The organism is Microbacterium jepli, from assembly GCF_047237905.1.
Lineage (GTDB): Bacteria > Actinomycetota > Actinomycetes > Actinomycetales > Microbacteriaceae > Microbacterium.
Window position 1 is genome coordinate 81,377 of record NZ_JBDFLW010000005.1, and the last position, 17,052, is coordinate 98,428.

Here is a 17,052-nt window from a genome sequence, read left to right on the forward strand (position 1 = left end):
CGACGGGCTCAGCCGTACGCGAGGCCGATCACGAGCGGGAACAGCAGCCCCACGACCGCGCCGACCAGACCCGCGATCGCGATGCCCGTGCCGATGCCGGCGAACGCGCGCGGACGGTCGCGGACGACGAGGCCGATGACCCCGAACACCAGCCCGGCAACCGAGAGCAGACCCTGGATGGTGAGGTTCACGGCGGCCAGCGCCCCCAGCGCTGAGGGCGTCGCGTCCGCGATCGCGCCGGCCTGGATGAACAGGAACACGAAGGCCCACAGCATGGTCGCGGCGCCGAGGATCAGCGAAACCAGGCCGGGGACGTTGCGCGAGCGCGCAGCCGGCGCGCGGCCGGCGGGTCCTGCGGCCGGCGGGTAGCTCTGAGGGTGCCCGCTACCCTGCTGCGGATATCCCTGCTGCCCCTGCGGATACGCCTGCGGTCCCGCCGCGTGACCCTGCGTAGGTTGCGCATTCCCGGGAGTCGGTGGCATCGACGGTGGCGCTGGTGCGGGCGCGTGCCGCTCGGATGGCGCAGGCGGTCGGTTGTCGAACGGTCCGGACGGCGGTGACGGGCGAGTCGACATCGGCAGCCTCTCTGTGACTCGGATGCAGACCGAGTCTAGGGAGCGGGACGGATCAGCGGCACGTGGACAGGATGCGCTCCAGGATCTTCCTGTCGTACATTCCGTAGTTGTAGAAGTCGACCTGGTCGGCGCCGGCGGACCGGGCGGCGTCGACGTGGGCGATGAGATCGTCCTGCGTACGGGCATCGGGGAAGCCGGGTCGCAGGATGACGCGGAGCGGCGTCTCACCCGTCGCCGTGCGGTAGGAAGCGACGTCATCATGGAGGCGGCCTGCGTCACGGACGTAGCCCAGCACGCTGTACGAGTCGACGGACGGGGCGATCGCGGCGGGATCGATCCGCAGGCGCCAGGCCTGCTTCGCGGCGTCCGGCCCGGACGGCACCCCATCGTCGTAGCCGAGCACCGCGCCGGTCAGGTCCATGAAGGACAGCCGTCGACCCGTGCCGCGGACGGCGGAGGCGACGTCTGCAGCCAGCGAGGTGACGGCCGTCGTCCCCGCGTCGAGATAGCGGAGGACCGGTTCGCCGACGGCGCCGGCGAGGGCATCCCGCGTCGCGGGGATGCCGGCTTCGCTGGAGAAGGCCCTCTGCAGATGGTCCTGCAGTCCGTAGCGCAGGCCGTCGACGTCGACGTCGGCTCCTTCGCCGAGCAGCCGGCAGGCGTCGCAGAAGCACACCGCGAGCATCACCTGCTCGCCCTCCCCCAGCGGGGTGAAGGATCGCTCGTGATGATGGCCGTGGGCGAATGTCTGCCCGCTGAGCGCCTCGGCGATGACATCGAAGCCACGACCCGCCACGGCAGTCGCCAGGCGCAGGGCGTAGGCACGCACCGCGGCATGCGAGGGGCACAGGTTGGCGTAGAGGGGGTCGCCGAAGCAGGTGTGAGCCACCGCACTCGGCAGCCGCTCGCCGAGCGTGGTGTTGTGGAGGAAGACGGTCCACGCCTCTGGCGCAGACCCGTCGGCCGCTGCGCGCAGTTCGGCGACGGAGCGGTTCTCCTCGGCGCTCTGCACGGGTGGCGTGAGCTCGGGGGACGGCCACCCCTCCTTCTCCTCGAAGAAGACGCCGTCCCGGCGGAAGCGGAGGCGAGGCTTGTGGCCGGCGTGCGGAAGGACGTCGCGGGCCTGGTGATAGGCGACGGCGACCGCGGGCCTGCAGCCGAGTCGATCAAGCGCTGCCAGGACGACGTCCACCCCCTCGTCGACGAGATCGGAGGGGAACAGGTACATCGCAGATCCGGAGGACGCCATGACGTGGTCCTTCCCTTCCTGGCGGGCGCTCGTGTTTCCCGCTGATTTCCGATTGCTGCGAAACGCAGCGATGACATGCCAACAGCTTGACAGGTTGACCGTACAACCGCACTCTAGATTCCGACGGGCACCCGGCCGTCGCCCCCGAAACGAAAGGCCACTCCTGATGAACACACGTGCGCGCACCGTCTTCGCCGTGGCGACGCTTGCCACGGCCATGATCGCCGCAGGCTGCTCCGCCGACCCCGGCGCTCCCGCGGATGAGGACGGCGTCGTCATCGGCTACGACTCCTATTTCGTCGGCAACACCTGGTCGGCGCAGCTCGAGGCGGAGTTCTCCTCGGCGGTCGAGCGGCTGGGCGACGAGATCGACGACGTCATCATCACGCAGAGCAACAACGACGCCCAGACGCAGATCAGCAACGTGCAGTCCCTCATCGCCCGTGACGTCGACGCGATCATCGTGACTCCGATCTCGCCCGAGGGCATCGCGCCGGTCCTCGCCCAGGCGCAGTCCGCAGGCATCGTGGTGGTCCTGAGCGCGTCGGGGGCGGACAGCGACGCCTACACCTCGTACGTGAACGTCGACGACACCGCGTTCGGCGCCACCGGAGCGCAGTGGCTTGCCGACGAGCTGGGGGGACAGGGCCGGATCATCGCCCTGAACGGCATCGCAGGCATCCCGACAAGCGATGACCGCTGGCGCGGCGCGCAGGACGTCTTCGCCGACTATCCCGGCCTCGAGGTCGTGTCGACCATCGACGGCCAGTGGGATCAGGCCACGGCCAAGACCGCGGTGGAGGACGTCCTGGCGGCGAATCCGGATATCGACGGCGTCTGGTCTCAGGGCGGGTCCATGACCCTGGGAGCGATCGAGGCGTTCGAGGCGGCTGGAGTCCCCCTGGTGCCGATGACGGGCGAGGACAGCAACGGGCTTCTGAAGAAGTGGGAGTCGATCATCGCCTCCGGTGACGGTGGCTTCGATGCGATCGCGGTGGCCAAGCCGACGTGGATCTCCGCCACCGCCCTCGAGACGGCGCTGGCTGCCGTCCGCGACGAGGAGGTCGAGAAGGACCAGATCCTCGAGCCGGAGGTCATCACGGCCGAGAACATCGCCGAGTTCGTGCGCCCGGACATGCCCGACAGCCTCTGGGTGAACACCAAGATGACCGACGACGAGATCCTGGCGCTGTTCGGCTGAGATGCGCAGCGAGAATCTCACCACCAGCGACGCATACGCGCTCGAGTGCCGCGGCGTCACGAAGTCCTTCGGGGCGACGCGCGCCGTTGCGGACATCTCCTTCCACGTGCGCGCCGGTGAGGTCCTCGCGCTCGTCGGCGAGAACGGCGCCGGCAAGTCGAGCCTCATGAACCTGCTGTCGGGCGCGCTGACGCCCGACAGCGGCAGCATCCACCTCGCACCCGCGGAGGGGCCCTTCGGCCGTCAGGTCGCGATGGTCCATCAGGAACTCAGTCTCTTCGGAAACCTGACCGTCGCGGAGAACCTGGAGCTCGATCGTGCGGACGCCGGTCCCGTCGTCGCGGAGAAGCGGTCGCGCGTACGGGCCCAGAAGGTGCTCGACGAGCTGGGTCTCGACATCTCCGTCGATGCGACGGTCGAGGACCTGACGGTCGGTCAGCGTCAGCTGGTGGAGGTGGCGAAGGCCGTCGCCGTCGCACCGGTCCTGCTCATCCTGGACGAGCCGACCTCGTCATTGGAGGGACCGCAGGTCGAGCTGCTCTTCGCTGCGGTCCGGGCCCTCACGCGACAGGGAACCGCTGTCATGTTCGTGTCGCATCGCATGGAGGAGCTGTTCGCCCTCTGCGACCGCGTCCTCGTGATGCGGGACGGCGAGCAGGTGGAGTTCGGCGCGCTCGCCGGCCACACGCATTCGTCGCTCGTCGAGGCGATGGTCGGACGCGAGGAAGGGGAGGTCTTCCCCCCGCGGTCCGGAGCCGCCGGAGACTCCGACCCCGTCCTGACGCTGGAGGACGTCACGGTCCCCGGTCGCGTCGCCGGTGTGTCGCTGTCACTGCGGCCGGGGCGCATCGTCGCCCTGGCGGGGCTGGACGGCCACGGCCAGAGCGAGATCGCGGAAGTCCTTGCCGGCGCGCGCAACCCGGCCACAGGGCGCATCCTCGTGGACGGGAAGCCCACGCGGCTGCGCGGGCCGCGCGGGGCAGTGCGACGGGGAATCGGGTACGTCTCGCCCGACCGGCGCCGCACGGGTCTCCTGCTGGAGAAGTCGATCGCCGAGAACGCCATGCTGCCGTCGGCGCCGAGCGTCTTCCGCACCGGATTCCTCAACGCCGTACGCGAGCGCCAGATCGTGCGCGCTCTCGTGCAGCGCCTCGCCGTCAAGAGCCGGTCGGTGCAGCAGCCCATCATCGAACTGTCCGGCGGCAACCAGCAGAAGGTGATCGTGGGGCGCTGGCTGATCTTCCCCCGGCTGAGGGTGCTGGTCCTCAACGACCCCACACGCGGTGTCGACGTCGCCTCCCGTGCCCAGATATACCGGGCCATCCGTCAGATCGCCGACGACGGGGTCGCCGTCGCCCTCGTCTCGACCGATCTGCAGGAGATCCTCGGTCTGGGAGACGAGATCCACGTCGTGTACTCGGGACGCATCACCGGCGTCCTCCCTGGAGCCGAAGCGACCGAGACCGCCGTCATGCACCTCGCAACAGGAGCTGAGCATCATGTCTAACCCCCTGTCCACGACCGCGCTGCGGGCACTGCGCAGAGCAGGCGCGCTGTGGGCGATCGCCGTGGTGGTCGTGGCCGTCGCGGCCATCACGCTGCCCGCCTTCCGCAGCACCGTGTCGATCAACTCCCTGCTCGCTTCGCTGGCTCCCATCGTCCTGATCTCCATCGGGCAGGCCGTTGTGATCATGATCGGGGGCATCGACCTCTCCGTCGGAGCCGTCGCAGGCCTCGCCACCGTCGTGCTGTCGCTGCACGGGATGCTGCCGGGCGGAGCGCCGACGGCGCTCGTGCTCGCCCTCCTCGCCGGGCTCGCCGTCGGCCTCGTCAACGGGCTGGGGATGACCGCGGGCATCAACCCACTCCTCATGACCTTCGCCATGGCCGGCGCGATCCAGGGGCTCGCACTCCTCCTGCAGGATTCTCCCGACGCGGCGGCGCCATACGATCTGATCGGCGCGCTCGCTCAGTCCTTCGGTCCGGTGCCCCTTCTCGCCCTCGCCGCTCTCGTCGCGCTCGTCATCGTGTGGCTCTGGATGAGCCAGAGCCGCATGGGGCGCATCATCCAGGCGACCGGCTACGACCCGCGGAGCGCCGGACGGCTCGGGTTCCCCGTGCACGCGGCCACCCTCGTCGCCTTCGCCGTCGCCGGGCTCCTGGCTGCGCTCGGCGGCGTCGCCATCGTCGCGCGTACCTTCACCGCCGATGCCCTGGTCGGCTCCTCGTCCGTCATCGACTCCATCGCGACGGTGCTCGTGGCAGGCATCCTCATCACGGGCGGCGTGGGATCGGTCCTCAATGTGCTGCCCGCCGCCGTCATCATCGCCGTCGTGGGCCAGGTGATCACCCTGACCGGAACCGATTCCTACTACCAGATGATCTTCAAGGGCGTGCTGCTGCTGGCCGCCATGGGCGTCTACCAGCTCGTCGGGTCCGGCGTGCGCGTGCCCTGGCGGCTGAAGGGTGCGCTTCTGCGCCGGGAAGGGGCTCGCGCGTGAGCGCCGTCGCCGCCGCGGTCCGTCGTGTTCCCCCGCAGCTGTGGGTCGCCTACGGACTGACCCTGGCATGCCTCATCCTCCTGGCCGTCACCGCGTCAGGGGGGCTCAGCATCGATCGCGTGCTGCGCATCCTGTCCAACGCCGCACCGCTCGGTGTCGTCGCCATCGCCCAGACCATCGTCATCATCAACCGCGGCCTCGACCTGTCCGTGGGACCGGTGATGAATCTCGCGGGGATCATGGTGGCGGTGCTCACGGCTGCACCGGGCGCGAGTCTGATGACGACCGTGCCCCTCGTCATCCTGGCGGGGATCGGGATCGGCCTCGTCAACGGCCTGCTCCTCGCCTACACCGCTATCCCGCCGCTCCTCGGAACCCTCGCCACCGCGACGATCATCCAGGGCGGCTACTCCTTGATCACCCGCGGCCAGCCGAAGGGCGTCGTTCCGCCCGAGCTGCGCGAACTCGCCGACGGACGGGTGCTCGGTCTGCCGGTGTCGGGCTCACTGCTCGTATTCCTGCTTGTCCTGGTCGTCGTCGGACTGTTCTTCAGCGTCACGGTCGCCGGTCGCCGCTTCTACGCCGTGGGCGCCAACCCGGAGGCCGCGTGGCTGAACGGCGTGCCGCGCCGGCGTCACACGCTGCTCGCCTACACCGCATCGGGCGGCCTCGCCGCGCTCGCCGGCATCCTGCTGATCGCCTACTCCGGCGCGCCTTCCCTCACCGCGGCCGACAGCTACGCACTCAACTCCGTGGTGGCCGCCGTGATCGGCGGCGCTGCCCTCAGCGGCGGAGCGGGAGGAATGATCGGTACCTTCGCTGGAGTGGCCGTGCTGGCGCTGCTCACGACGGTGCTGAACTCGTTCAACGTGTCGTCGCCAGTTCAGGCGATCTTCTACGGAGCGGTTCTCATCGCGATGCTGTTCATCAACGGACGCCTGGCGAAGGCGAGAGGAAGGCGTCGAGCATGACACGTTGGCTGGATCTGGCCTGGCCGGAGGTCGAGGCCGCCGTCGCGGAGCGTCCGTTCGCCCTGCTGCCATTCGGCGCCGTCGAGGAGCACGGGCCGCACCTGCCTCTCGGCACGGACGTCTTCGCGGCCGACGCCCTCGCAGGCCTGATCTCCGAACGGGCCGGTCTGCTCGAGCTGCCGACCATGCCGTACGGGCAGGTCTGGTCGCTGGAGCACTTCGACGGAAGCCTCTCTGTCAGCGACGACACGCTGATCCACCTGGTGACCGATGTCGCCCGGGGTCTGGAGCGCGTCGGCGTGCGGGGGCTCGTCCTCCTGTCCGCCCATCTCGGCAACGCCGCCGCCCTGAAGAAGGCGACGCGTGCGCTGGAGGAGTCAGGAGGTCTTCCGGCGATCGCCCTGACCTACCCGGGCCTGTCGGCCGTGGCCGGGGAGGTCCGCGAGAGCCCGGAGAGTCACCCGTCGATCATGCACGCCGATGAGCTCGAGACGTCGATCATGCTGGCGCTGGACCCGCATCGGGTGCGCATGGAGCGGGCGGTGTCGGAGTACCCCGATTACCCGGGCCACTTCGACGTCGCCGCCGTCCGGTGGCACACGGTGTCGGAGAGCGGCGTCTTCGGCGACGCGACGGCGGCCACCGCAGCGAAGGGCGATGTGATCGTCGAGCGGGTCGTCGCGACCGCCGCAGCGCTCATCTCCGACTGGAAGGCCGAGGTCTCCGCATGACCGACGAAGGGATCGACGTCGGCACGCTCGGCGAGTTCGACGCCCACTCCGACACCCCGCGCTATCGGCAGATAGCCGATCGGCTGGCTGTCCGCATCCAGGACCGCTCGCCCGGTGTGCGGCTGCCGTCCGAGCACGAACTCGTCCGCCACTTCCGCGTGAGCCGTGCGACCGCGACGCAGGCCCTGCGCGACCTCGAGCAGCGCGGATTGGTCTACCGGCGGCAGGGCCGAGGCACCTTCGTCGCGGATGTCGATCGTGCCGTGCGCTCGAACGTCGCGCGCACTCTGCCCTCCTTCAGTGAGGACCTGCGCGCGGCCGGACACATCACGAGCGAACGGGTGCTGTCGGTCGAGCGCACGCGCAGCCCGCAGGAGGTCGCATCGACACTGGGTCTCGGACCCGACGACGAGGTGTGGCGCGTGGAGAGGATCATCGTCAGCGACGGCGAGCCCGTCGTGCACCTGACCTCGTGGCTGCCGGCGGCCGTCTACCCACGGGTGGATGCGGACCAGATCGCGCGCACTTCGCTTTACGAGTGCCTCGAGAGCGTGTCCGGTCCGGCGGGCAGGCCGTCTTCCGCGGACGAGCAGTGGAGCGCGGCGCAGGCGCCGGATGCCACCGCAGAGCATCTCGAGCTCGAACGCCACACACCGGTCATGCGGGTGGGCCGCACGGCCTACCTCGAGGACGGCACGCCCGCGGAATCCTCGCTGTCGTACGTCCGCGGCGAGAGCTTCGCCGTGGCGATCCGCATCGGCCGCGGCACGCCGGGCAGACGCGTGCTCGAGCACGTCGAGGAGAGCTCCGCGTGAGTGGACGCTGGACTCTGGGGATCGATGTCGGAACCACCAGTGTGAAGGCGCTCGTCCTGGACCGCGCAGGAAGGGTCGTCGAGAGCACCGCCGCACACCATGGCATCTCCGACCACGCGGACCGGGTCGAAGTGGACGCCGAACGGTGGTGGGACTCGCTGTGCACCGCCGTCCAGAGCCTCACCGTCCCTCTGAGTGAGATCGACGCGATCGGCTTCAGCGGCAACATGAGCTCGGTCGTCCTGGTCGACGAGGCACTCCGGCCGCTGCGCCCCGCGATCCTCCTGGCCGACACCCGCGGCGCCGATCAGCTCGCGACGCTTCCGGACGAGGTGACGGCCGGCATCGTGGATGCCACCGGCAATGTCCCCGAGACGGTCTTCTCGCTGTCCCCCCTGCTCTGGCTGCGCGATCACGAGCCGGAGGCGCTGACGCGGTGCACCGCCTGGCTCTCTTCCAAGGACTTCCTCCGGGCGCGCCTGACGGGGGTCATCGCCACGGAGCCCACCGACGCGGGCAACTCCCTTCTGCTGAGCGACGGCGCGTGGGCGGACGAGACGATCGCGGCTCTCCGTCTGCCGCGGACTGCCTTCCCGACCCTGCTCACGTCGGACGGGAGCGGGGGAGCCGTATCGGAGGACGCGGGGCGTCTGAGCGGGCTGTCGGCCGGGACGCCCGTCGCGGTCGGAGCGGGCGACGTCGCCGCGGCACTCGTCGGCTCGGGCGGGTTGGCGCCGGACCAGCTCGCCGTGTCGCTGGGAACCTCTGCGACGCTCATGGCCGCGCTCGCCGATCAACATCTCTCTCCTCAGGCGCTGAACAAGCTCACCGTGCACCCCGGCGCCGACGGCGGGCTCTTCGCGCTGGGGTCGCTCCTGACGGGTGGTCTCGCGCTCAATTGGCTGCGCGACAGCTTCGGCGCATCGGCGCTCACCGCAGCAGAGAGCGAGCCTCCTCTCGGCGAGCTGTACTTCCTTCCGTACCTCGCGGGCTCCGGGAGCCCGGATTTCGTTCCGGAGATGCGTGGCACCGTGTACGGGATCACCCCCGCCACGCGACCGGAGCAGCTCGTCACCGCGCTAATGGAGGCGGTCTCCTTCGACATCGCCGAGCTGATCGACGCCATCGGCGGGGATTACCGCCGCATCGTGCTCTCCGGCGGCGGGAGCCGCCTGCCCGCCTGGCCTCAGGTCCTCGCGGATGTCACCGGCATCCCCGTCACCCGCTTCGACGCGCCCGACCTCTCCGCCATCGGGGCCGCCGTTCTGGCGTGGCGCCTGCTCGGCGTGAAGGTCGAAGCCGCCGGCGAGCACGCCGACGTGCTTCCGCGACCCGAGTACGCCCCCCGCTGGAGCCGTCGCCGGGCCACCTACCGGCTCGCCCGCGCTCACGCTCTCGACCACTACACGTCGACCGTCCTTGCGACCAGACCCGCACCAGCCGGTTCGACCGCCTCCTCCCCGACCACCGTTTCGACAGATCGGAAGCAGCACCCATGATCCGCACCGTGACAGGCGACATCGATCCCGACGAGCTGGGCTTCACCTATTCGCACGAGCACCTGATCGGCGCGCCGCCCGAGGCGAAGCGCAACGACGAGGACCTCGTGATCCTCGACGAGGAGATGGGCCTGGCCGAGGCGCGCGCGGCCGCCGCCGTCGGTGTGCGCAGCCTCTACGAGGCATCGGCGTGGGACTACTCGCGCAATCCCGCAGCCCTCCGACGCATCTCGCAGGAGTCGGGGGTGCAGATCATCGGATGCGGCGGCTACAACAAGGGCGAGTGGTTCGACGACCTCCTGGGCGACGTCCCCACCGAGGAACTCCAACGGCGCATCGTCGCCGATGTCGAGGTCGGTATGAACGGCACGGACGTCCGCGCGGGCGCCATCAAGTACGGCACGGCCTACAACCGCATCACCCCGACCGAGGAGCGCGTGCTGCGCGCAGCCGCCCGCGCGCACCGCGCCACCGGTGCCGTGCTGCACGGGCACACGGAGACCGGCACGATGGCGCTCCGACAGCTCGACCTCCTCGAGGAGGAGGGCGTCGACCTCAATCGCGTCGGGATCGTCCACCTCATGCGCAATCCCGATCCCTTCCTCCACAAGCAGATCGCCCGGCGGGGTACCTACCTCTGCTACGACGGCTTCGCCAAGATCAAGTACTTCCCGGAGAGCACGCGCATCAACGTGCTGCTCGAGGTGGTGGAAGCCGGACTTGCTGACCGCATCCTCATCGGCGGCGATCTCGCGCGCAGAACTGACCTGACCGCCTATACGGGGGGCCCCGGCCTTCACTACATCGCGGGGGAGTGGCTGCCCCGGTTCCGCGCGGAGCTGCTCGAGCGTCACTTCTCGCAGAAGGACATCGACGAGCTGGAGCGGCTCTTCTTCGTGGAGAACCCGAAGCGCTACTTCACCTTCGCCCAGCCCTACTGAGGAGACCCGTCATGACGAACCAGGACACCGAAGGCCGTCTTGCTCGGGCCGGCATCATCGCGACGCTCCGGGCACCGCATCGCGCGGGCGCGCTCGCCGCCGTGGAGGCGATGGTGGCCAGCGGCATCACCGCGATCGAGGTGACGTATTCGACCCCGGACGTGGTGGGCGTGCTCGACGCGATCCTCGAGCGCTTCGGCGACGCGGTCCACCTCGGCGTCGGGACCCTCATCCACCCCGCCCAGGTCGCGGAGTCCGCGGCGGCCGGCGCGCAGTTCTTCGTCTCGCCCGGCTTCGATCGAGAGGTCTACGCAGCCATCCGCGATGTCGGCGGGTTCGCGATGATCGGGGCATTCACCCCGACGGAGGTGCAGACGCTGATCAAGCACGAGGTGGACGTGGTGAAGTACTTCCCGGGCAGCATCGCCGGACCCGCGGGTTTGAAGGCGCTGCGCGGACCGTTCCCACAGGCCACGTACATCCCGACCGGGGGAGTCAATCCCGGCAACATCGGTCAGTGGCTGGCCGCCGGCGCGCTGGCCGTGGGAGCGGGGAGCGAGTTGCTGCCCGCGGCGGCGCTCGCATCCGCGGACGTGGACGCGCTTCGCCTGCGAGGCGAGGACTTCGTCGCCGCGCTGAGGGCTGCGCGCTCGGAGTCCTAGTCGCGGGGCCGGTCCACGCCGAAGGCCGACCACGACACCGTGATCAGGGCAGGCGGGTGCGGTCGGTGGGCACGTGGTGGTATCCGTCGCGACGCAGCGCGACGCCGGTCTGGACGACGGCGACGACGGACAGGGCGGCGATAAGGATGACGATGAACATGGCAGGAACGCTACGCTTGCGCGGATTCGGCCACGACTGGCAGGATGGACATGAAGCGTCGGATTACTGCCAGTCCGCTTCGACGCGCGAGAGCGGGGAGTCGCCATGATGAAGTCTGTCGCCGTCATCGTCCAGAACGGGTTCGCGCCCTTCGAGTTCGGGCTCGCGTGCGAGGCGTTCGGACTTGACCGCTCGGACGACGGCATCCCGAACTTCGACTTCCGCATCGTCACTCCGCTGCCCGGAGTCGTCGCCAGCAACATGGGCTTCTCGATCAACGTCGAGCACGATCTGGCGTTCGCCGACGAGGCCGACCTCGTCGTCGTCACCCCGGTGCCGCGCGACGCGTGGGCGCAGATCGATCGCCGTGTCGCCGACGTGATCCGCCGCGCGCACGAGCGCGGTGCGTGGATCCTCACCGTGTGCAGCGGTGCGTTCGTCGTCGCCGCCTCCGGCATCCTCGACGGGCGTCGCGCCACCACGCACTGGATGTACGCCGACACGATGGCGCGGATGTATCCCGCGATCGAGGTCGACCCCGACGTGCTCTACGTGCAGGACGGACGCATCATCACGAGCGCCGGGACCGCAGCGGGACTGGACGCCTGCCTCCACCTGCTCCGCCAGGAGCTCGGCGCCGAGATGGCCAACGTCATCGCGCGCCGCATGGTCGTCCCGCCGCAGCGCGACGGAGGGCAGGCCCAGTTCATCGACAAGCCGCTGCCGGCCGTCGCCTCGCTGTCGCTCGCGCCGGTCACCGACTGGATGGTGGAGCACCTGCGCGAAGACCTGTCGGTCGACCAGCTCGCCGCCAAGGCCCACATGTCGCCGCGCACCTTCGCCCGGCGCTTCAAGGCCGACTTCGGCGCGACGCCCGCCGCGTGGCTGGCACGTCAGCGGCTGATCCACGCGCAGCGGCTTCTGGAGAAGACCGACCTCGGGCTCGACCGCATCGCGTGGGAGAGCGGCTTCGGTTCGGCCGCGGTCCTGCGCCAGAACTTCGCGCGCACGCTGGGCACCACGCCCACCGCCTACCGGACGACGTTCAGCTGTCTGCGCGCGGAGGACGCCGCGTCGACGCCGGAGCTCGTGGCCTGACGCGCCCGGCGGTGTCCCGCAGGACGTCCTTGCCGCAGCATCCGTTCGCCTGATAAACTTGAGTCAGACAGGCTCAAGTTTGCAGACAGCCTGCGGAGACTTCAGGAGAACACATGAACGCCACACAACAGCCCGGGCAGGAGGAGGCGCAGAGCGCGCTGGAGCAGTTCGGGATCAACCTCACCGATCGCGCCCGGCAGGGCAAGCTCGACCCCGTCATCGGGCGTGACAGCGAGATCCGTCGCGTCAGCCAGGTGCTCACCCGGCGCACGAAGAACAACCCCGTGCTCATCGGCGAGCCCGGCGTCGGCAAGACGGCCGTCGTCGAGGGTCTCGCCCAGCGCATCGTCGCGGGCGACGTCGCGGAGTCGCTGAAGAACAAAGAGCTCGTCACGCTCGACATCTCGGCGCTCGTCGCCGGTGCGATGTACCGCGGGCAGTTCGAGGAGCGCCTCAAGAGCGTGCTCAAGGAGATCACCGAGTCCGACGGACAGGTCATCACGTTCATCGACGAGCTGCACGTGCTCATGGGTGCGGGCGGCGGCGAGGGCTCGGTCGCGGCATCCAACATGCTCAAGCCCATGCTCGCGCGCGGCGAGCTGCGCCTCATCGGCGCGACCACCCTTAACGAGTACCGCGAGTTCATCGAGAAGGATGCCGCACTGGAGCGTCGCTTCCAGCAGGTCTACGTCGGCGAGCCCACGGTCGAGGACACGGTCGCGATCCTTCGCGGACTCAAGGAGCGCTACGAGGCGCACCACAAGGTCGCGATCGCCGACGCGGCGCTGGTGGCCGCGGCATCCCTGTCGCATCGGTACATCCCGTCGCGGCAGCTTCCCGACAAGGCGATCGACCTGATCGACGAGGCGGCGTCGCGGTTGCGCATGGAGATCGACTCCGCCCCGCTCGAGATCGACGAGCTGCGCCGGCACGTCGACCGGCTGAAGCTCGAGGAGCTGGCGCTCAAGCGCGAGAAGGACGACGCCTCGAAGGAACGACTGGCCGCGCTGCGTGAAACCCTCCGCACCGAGCAGGAGCGCCTCGGCGAACTGCAGGCGCGGTGGGAGCGCGAGCGCTCGTCGCTCAACCGCGTCGGCGACCTCAAGACGAAGCTCGACGCGGCCCGCATGGAGGCCGAGCGCGCTCAGCGCGAGGGCAACCTCGAGAAGGCGTCGCGACTGCTGTACGCCGAGATCCCGGCGCTCGAGCGGCAGCTCATCGACGCCGAGCGCGAGGAGCCCGCCGGCGACCGCATGGTCAACGACCAGGTCACAGACGAGGACATCGCGGCCGTGATCGCCGCGTGGACGGGCATCCCCGTGGGCCGGCTGCTGCAGGGCGAGACCGAGAAGCTCCTGCACCTGGAGGCCGAGCTCGGCAAGCGCCTGATCGGGCAGAAGGACGCCGTGAAGGCGGTGTCCGATGCCGTCCGGCGCTCGCGCGCGGGCATCAGCGACCCCGATCGTCCGACCGGATCGTTCCTGTTCCTCGGGCCCACGGGCGTCGGCAAGACCGAGCTCGCGAAGTCGCTCGCCGACTTCCTCTTCGACGACGAGCACGCCATGGTGCGCATCGACATGTCGGAGTACGGCGAGAAGCACTCCGTGTCGCGTCTGGTCGGTGCCCCTCCGGGATACATCGGCTACGAGCAGGGCGGACAGCTCACCGAGGCGGTGCGCCGCCGGCCCTACTCCGTCGTGCTGCTCGACGAGGTCGAGAAGGCGCACCCCGAGGTCTTCGACGTGCTGCTGCAGGTCATGGACGACGGACGCCTCACCGACGGCCAGGGCCGCACGGTCGACTTCAAGAACGTGCTGCTGATCCTCACCTCGAATCTCGGCTCGCCGATCCTCATCGATCCGACGCTGTCGATCGAGCAGAAGCGCGAGTCGGTGAACGCGCTGGTGCGCCAGGCGTTCAAGCCGGAGTTCATCAACCGGCTGGACGACATCGTGATCTTTCAGGCCCTCACGCAGGACGATCTGGCCCAGATCGTCGAGCTGAGCGTCTTCGCGCTGCAGCGGCGGCTGCGCGACCGGCGGCTCACGCTGGCCGTCACCCCCGACGCGCGCGCCTGGCTGGCCGAGCGCGGCTACGACCCGCTCTTCGGAGCGCGGCCGCTGCGGCGCCTCATCCAGTCCGAGATCCAGGACCGCCTCGCGATGGCGATCCTCGCGGGCCGCGTGCACGACGGCGACGTCGTACGGGTGGATGTCGCGGCCGACGGCTCCACGCTGGCGCTGACCAGCGACGGGCCGGGGGCGCCGGAGTCCGAGGACGACGACGACGTGATCGAGGCGATCCTCGAGGAGGACTGAGCCGGGTCCGCGGCCGGTGCGCGCGGGTTCGCGCGTGCGGATCGGGAGGACATGTGCCGAAGGGGAGGGCGGATGCTGCGGCATCCTCCTCCCCTTCTGCACAACTCCTCAGCATCTGCACGGCGGTGCCCGAGGTCGGAGCGGGCTAGCGTCGGGGTATGACTGCTGCGCGCTCGCCGCTCCGGGTGGCCGGCGTGCTGTGGCGATCGACGCACCCCGGACCGAGCGTCGTCGTCACGGCGATCGCGGTGGTGCTGGGTGTCGCCGCCGGGCTGGACGTCTGGCGCATCGTGGTGCTCGGCGCCGCGATTCTGCTCGGTCAGCTGTCGGTCGGACTCTCCAACGACGCATTCGACGCCGCCCGCGACCGGGCGAACGCGCGAGCCGACAAGCCGCTCGCCCGCGGTGACGTCGCCGTCCGCACCGCGTGGATCGCCGCCGGCGCGACCGTGGCCGCGGCGCTCGCGCTGTCGGCGGTGCTCGGAACCGGGATGCTGGTGGCCCACCTCATCGCGCTCGCCTCGGCGTGGGCGTACAACGCGCGCCTCAAGGCGACGCCGTTCTCGGTCGTGCCGTTCATCGTGAGCTTCGGCCTGCTGCCCTCGCTCGTCACGCTGTCCGCGGCCGACCCGCGCATGGCGCCCGCGTGGGCGTGGGTCGCGGGCGGGGCGATCGGCGTCGCCATCCATCTCACCAACGTGCTGCCCGACCTCGAGGACGACGCGCGCACGGGTATCCGCGGCCTCCCGCACCGCCTCGGCCGCACGGTGTCGGCGGTCATCGCCGCGCTGGCGCTCGTCGCGGGAGCGGTCGCCGTGCTCGCCGGCCCGACGTCGCCGTCCGTCATCGGCTGGATTGTCTTCGCGCTGGCTGCCGCCCTCGCCGTCGCGGGGCTCGTCCTTGCGCTCGTGCGTCCGCCGGGCCGCGCGGTGTTCCGGCTGGTGATGCTCGCGGCGCTGCTGCTGTGCGTGCAGCTCGCGGTCACGGGCCAGTCGCTCGTCAGCTGAACGGGGCGGGGCGGCCTGCTCTCGCTCGCCCGGGTGGACCCCGTGGCGCGTTCACCTGACGGTTCCCGCGGGTATCGCGCGGTGGTAACCGCGACTCGGGTCAGGTGAAGGCGAGCGAGCGGATGCCGCAGCCCCGCCACCCGCGACGAGTTCAGGCGTCGGCGTCCAGGCCCATGGCGTAGGCCGACGCGAAGAAGCCGCCGATGGGCCGGCCGAGCGCGAGTCGGAGAGCGAGGCGCCGCCCGGCGTCCGCGACGGGAGACAGCGGGCGGCCGAGGGCGGTGTTGACGGCGGCGAGCCGGGCGGCGGTACCCGCGGAGCGGACACGACGCCGCTCCCACCGCCGGAGCTCCTCGTCGGGGGCTGTGCCCGAGCGGATCCAGCGCGTCAGCAGCGGGGCCAGGGTCGCAGCATCCAGGAGTCCGAGGTTCATCCCCTGCCCACCGATGGGGCTCACCTCGTGCGCGACGTCGCCGATCGTGAAGACGCGGCCGCGACGCAGCGCCGGCGCGACGACGCGGCGCACGCCGAACGAGCTCGCCGCGGTGACGGCCTCCGCGGCGACACGGTCGCCCCGGCGCGCGACGGCCTCGGCGAGACGCGCCGCGCGGGCGGCGGGCTCGTCGTCGCCGGGGCGGGAATCCCACGCGACCACGCGGCGGCGCCGGCCGGGCAGCGGGAACGACTCCATCACGCCGGTGCCGTCGATGTCGACGACGGCCACGTCGTGGTCGGGGCGGTCTCCGGTGTCGACGTCGGCCATCAGGTACCGGTCGGGATAGACGTGGGTCGGGATTCTGCGGTACACCAGGTCGCGTCCGGACCAGCCGGTCGCGACCACGACGACGCGCGCGTCCAGCGAGTCCGTGCCCGCCGAAGCGTCGAAGCGGACCTCGGCGCGGTCGTCGCGCGCGTGCACCGCGGTGACCGCGGCCGCGCGCCGCGGGGCGGGCGCGTGGGCGGCGAGCACCCGCTCGGTCGCCGCCTGGGGCAGCGTCGCGACGAAGGGGAAGCGCGTCGACAGCCGGTCGAAGCGGACGACGCCGAGCGTGCGCCCCGCCGACCGGGCCTCGCCGCGGCCCACCCGCACGGCGTCCTGCAGCAGGTCGTCGGTGATGCCGCTCGGCTCGAGTGCGGCCAGCACCGGCGCGTGGACGCCGATCGCCCGCGTGCCGGCACCCGCGGCATCCCGTCGCTCGAGCACCTGCACGTCGAGCCCGTCCTTCGCGAGGAGCGCGGCGAGGACGAGACCGACCGGTCCCGCTCCCACCACCGCGACGTCACGCACGCGCACAGCCTCTCACTCCGGCGACCTCGCGGTCAC

The 17,052-nt window shown here is 70.5% G+C and carries 15 protein-coding genes; 12 read left to right on the forward strand and 3 right to left on the reverse strand.

The window, feature by feature from the left end; genetic code table 11:
• Positions 1–8: 8 nt before the first annotated feature.
• Together ABC304_RS04675 and ABC304_RS04680 are read right to left on the reverse strand one after the other, a co-directional pair.
• The gene (locus tag ABC304_RS04675; protein ID WP_412929187.1) at positions 9–482 is read right to left on the reverse strand and encodes a hypothetical protein; all 474 of its coding nucleotides are present in this window, start codon (positions 480–482) and stop codon (positions 9–11) included.
• 145 nt (positions 483–627) lie between these two features.
• Complete coding sequence (locus tag ABC304_RS04680; protein ID WP_412929188.1) at positions 628–1,824, reverse strand: hypothetical protein; 1,197 nt, start codon at positions 1,822–1,824, stop codon at positions 628–630.
• A 166-nt stretch (positions 1,825–1,990) separates the two neighbouring features.
• On the opposite strand from ABC304_RS04680, the gene ABC304_RS04685 reads away from it, so the two are divergent.
• From ABC304_RS04685 to ABC304_RS04740, 12 genes are all read left to right on the forward strand, one after another.
• Positions 1,991–3,025 carry an ABC transporter substrate-binding protein gene (locus ABC304_RS04685; RefSeq protein WP_412929190.1) on the forward strand — a complete coding sequence of 345 codons (1,035 nt, stop codon included), beginning with the start codon at positions 1,991–1,993 and terminating at the stop codon, positions 3,023–3,025.
• Position 3,026: 1 nt separating this feature from the next.
• Positions 3,027–4,532, forward strand: a complete 1,506-nt coding sequence (locus ABC304_RS04690) for a sugar ABC transporter ATP-binding protein (RefSeq protein WP_412929192.1) — start codon at positions 3,027–3,029, stop codon at positions 4,530–4,532.
• On the forward strand, positions 4,525–5,526 hold the full coding sequence (locus ABC304_RS04695) for an ABC transporter permease (protein ID WP_412929194.1): 1,002 nt from the start codon (positions 4,525–4,527) through the stop codon (positions 5,524–5,526). The genes ABC304_RS04690 and ABC304_RS04695 overlap by 8 nt, the downstream gene beginning before the upstream one ends.
• Positions 5,523–6,497, forward strand: a complete 975-nt coding sequence (locus ABC304_RS04700) for an ABC transporter permease (RefSeq protein ID WP_412929196.1) — start codon at positions 5,523–5,525, stop codon at positions 6,495–6,497. Before ABC304_RS04695 ends, ABC304_RS04700 begins: the two co-directional genes overlap by 4 nt.
• Positions 6,494–7,228, forward strand: a complete 735-nt coding sequence (locus ABC304_RS04705) for a creatininase family protein (protein WP_412929198.1) — start codon at positions 6,494–6,496, stop codon at positions 7,226–7,228. The genes ABC304_RS04700 and ABC304_RS04705 overlap by 4 nt, the downstream gene beginning before the upstream one ends.
• Complete coding sequence (locus ABC304_RS04710; RefSeq protein WP_412929200.1) at positions 7,225–8,043, forward strand: GntR family transcriptional regulator; 819 nt, start codon at positions 7,225–7,227, stop codon at positions 8,041–8,043. Before ABC304_RS04705 ends, ABC304_RS04710 begins: the two co-directional genes overlap by 4 nt.
• Entirely contained in the window at positions 8,040–9,542 is a 1,503-nt protein-coding gene (locus ABC304_RS04715; RefSeq protein WP_412929202.1) for a xylulokinase, read from the forward strand. The genes ABC304_RS04710 and ABC304_RS04715 overlap by 4 nt, the downstream gene beginning before the upstream one ends.
• Positions 9,539–10,483: a phosphotriesterase family protein gene (locus ABC304_RS04720; protein ID WP_412929204.1), complete on the forward strand. Its 945-nt coding sequence runs from the start codon at positions 9,539–9,541 to the stop codon at positions 10,481–10,483. The genes ABC304_RS04715 and ABC304_RS04720 overlap by 4 nt, the downstream gene beginning before the upstream one ends.
• 11 nt (positions 10,484–10,494) lie before the next feature.
• The gene (locus tag ABC304_RS04725) at positions 10,495–11,145 is read left to right on the forward strand and encodes a bifunctional 4-hydroxy-2-oxoglutarate aldolase/2-dehydro-3-deoxy-phosphogluconate aldolase (RefSeq protein WP_412929208.1); all 651 of its coding nucleotides are present in this window, start codon (positions 10,495–10,497) and stop codon (positions 11,143–11,145) included.
• A gap of 268 nt (positions 11,146–11,413) precedes the next feature.
• Positions 11,414–12,403 carry a GlxA family transcriptional regulator gene (locus ABC304_RS04730; RefSeq protein WP_315268637.1) on the forward strand — a complete coding sequence of 330 codons (990 nt, stop codon included), beginning with the start codon at positions 11,414–11,416 and terminating at the stop codon, positions 12,401–12,403.
• 113 nt (positions 12,404–12,516) lie between these two features.
• Complete coding sequence (locus tag ABC304_RS04735; protein WP_412929210.1) at positions 12,517–14,721, forward strand: ATP-dependent Clp protease ATP-binding subunit; 2,205 nt, start codon at positions 12,517–12,519, stop codon at positions 14,719–14,721.
• Positions 14,722–14,879: 158 nt separating this feature from the next.
• Positions 14,880–15,728 (forward strand): UbiA family prenyltransferase, encoded by an 849-nt coding sequence (locus ABC304_RS04740; RefSeq protein ID WP_412929212.1) that lies wholly within the window; start codon positions 14,880–14,882, stop codon positions 15,726–15,728.
• A gap of 151 nt (positions 15,729–15,879) precedes the next feature.
• Here the strand turns inward: ABC304_RS04740 and ABC304_RS04745 are convergent, their stop codons facing one another.
• Positions 15,880–17,016, reverse strand: coding sequence for an FAD-dependent oxidoreductase (locus ABC304_RS04745; protein WP_412929214.1), 1,137 nt, complete (start codon positions 17,014–17,016; stop codon positions 15,880–15,882).
• Between the last annotated feature and the right edge of the window lie 36 nt (positions 17,017–17,052).

Coding starts and splice junctions, on each gene's coding strand:
- ABC304_RS04720 (WP_412929204.1), top strand. CDS start 9,539: ATGATCCGCACCGTGACAGGCGACATCGATCCCGACGAGCTGGGCTTC.
- ABC304_RS04705 (WP_412929198.1), top strand. CDS start 6,494: ATGACACGTTGGCTGGATCTGGCCTGGCCGGAGGTCGAGGCCGCCGTC.
- ABC304_RS04710 (WP_412929200.1), top strand. CDS start 7,225: ATGACCGACGAAGGGATCGACGTCGGCACGCTCGGCGAGTTCGACGCC.
- ABC304_RS04675 (WP_412929187.1), bottom strand. CDS start 482: ATGCCACCGACTCCCGGGAATGCGCAACCTACGCAGGGTCACGCGGCG.
- ABC304_RS04685 (WP_412929190.1), top strand. CDS start 1,991: ATGAACACACGTGCGCGCACCGTCTTCGCCGTGGCGACGCTTGCCACG.
- ABC304_RS04740 (WP_412929212.1), top strand. CDS start 14,880: ATGACTGCTGCGCGCTCGCCGCTCCGGGTGGCCGGCGTGCTGTGGCGA.
- ABC304_RS04695 (WP_412929194.1), top strand. CDS start 4,525: ATGTCTAACCCCCTGTCCACGACCGCGCTGCGGGCACTGCGCAGAGCA.
- ABC304_RS04725 (WP_412929208.1), top strand. CDS start 10,495: ATGACGAACCAGGACACCGAAGGCCGTCTTGCTCGGGCCGGCATCATC.
- ABC304_RS04735 (WP_412929210.1), top strand. CDS start 12,517: ATGAACGCCACACAACAGCCCGGGCAGGAGGAGGCGCAGAGCGCGCTG.
- ABC304_RS04730 (WP_315268637.1), top strand. CDS start 11,414: ATGAAGTCTGTCGCCGTCATCGTCCAGAACGGGTTCGCGCCCTTCGAG.
- ABC304_RS04690 (WP_412929192.1), top strand. CDS start 3,027: ATGCGCAGCGAGAATCTCACCACCAGCGACGCATACGCGCTCGAGTGC.
- ABC304_RS04680 (WP_412929188.1), bottom strand. CDS start 1,824: ATGGCGTCCTCCGGATCTGCGATGTACCTGTTCCCCTCCGATCTCGTC.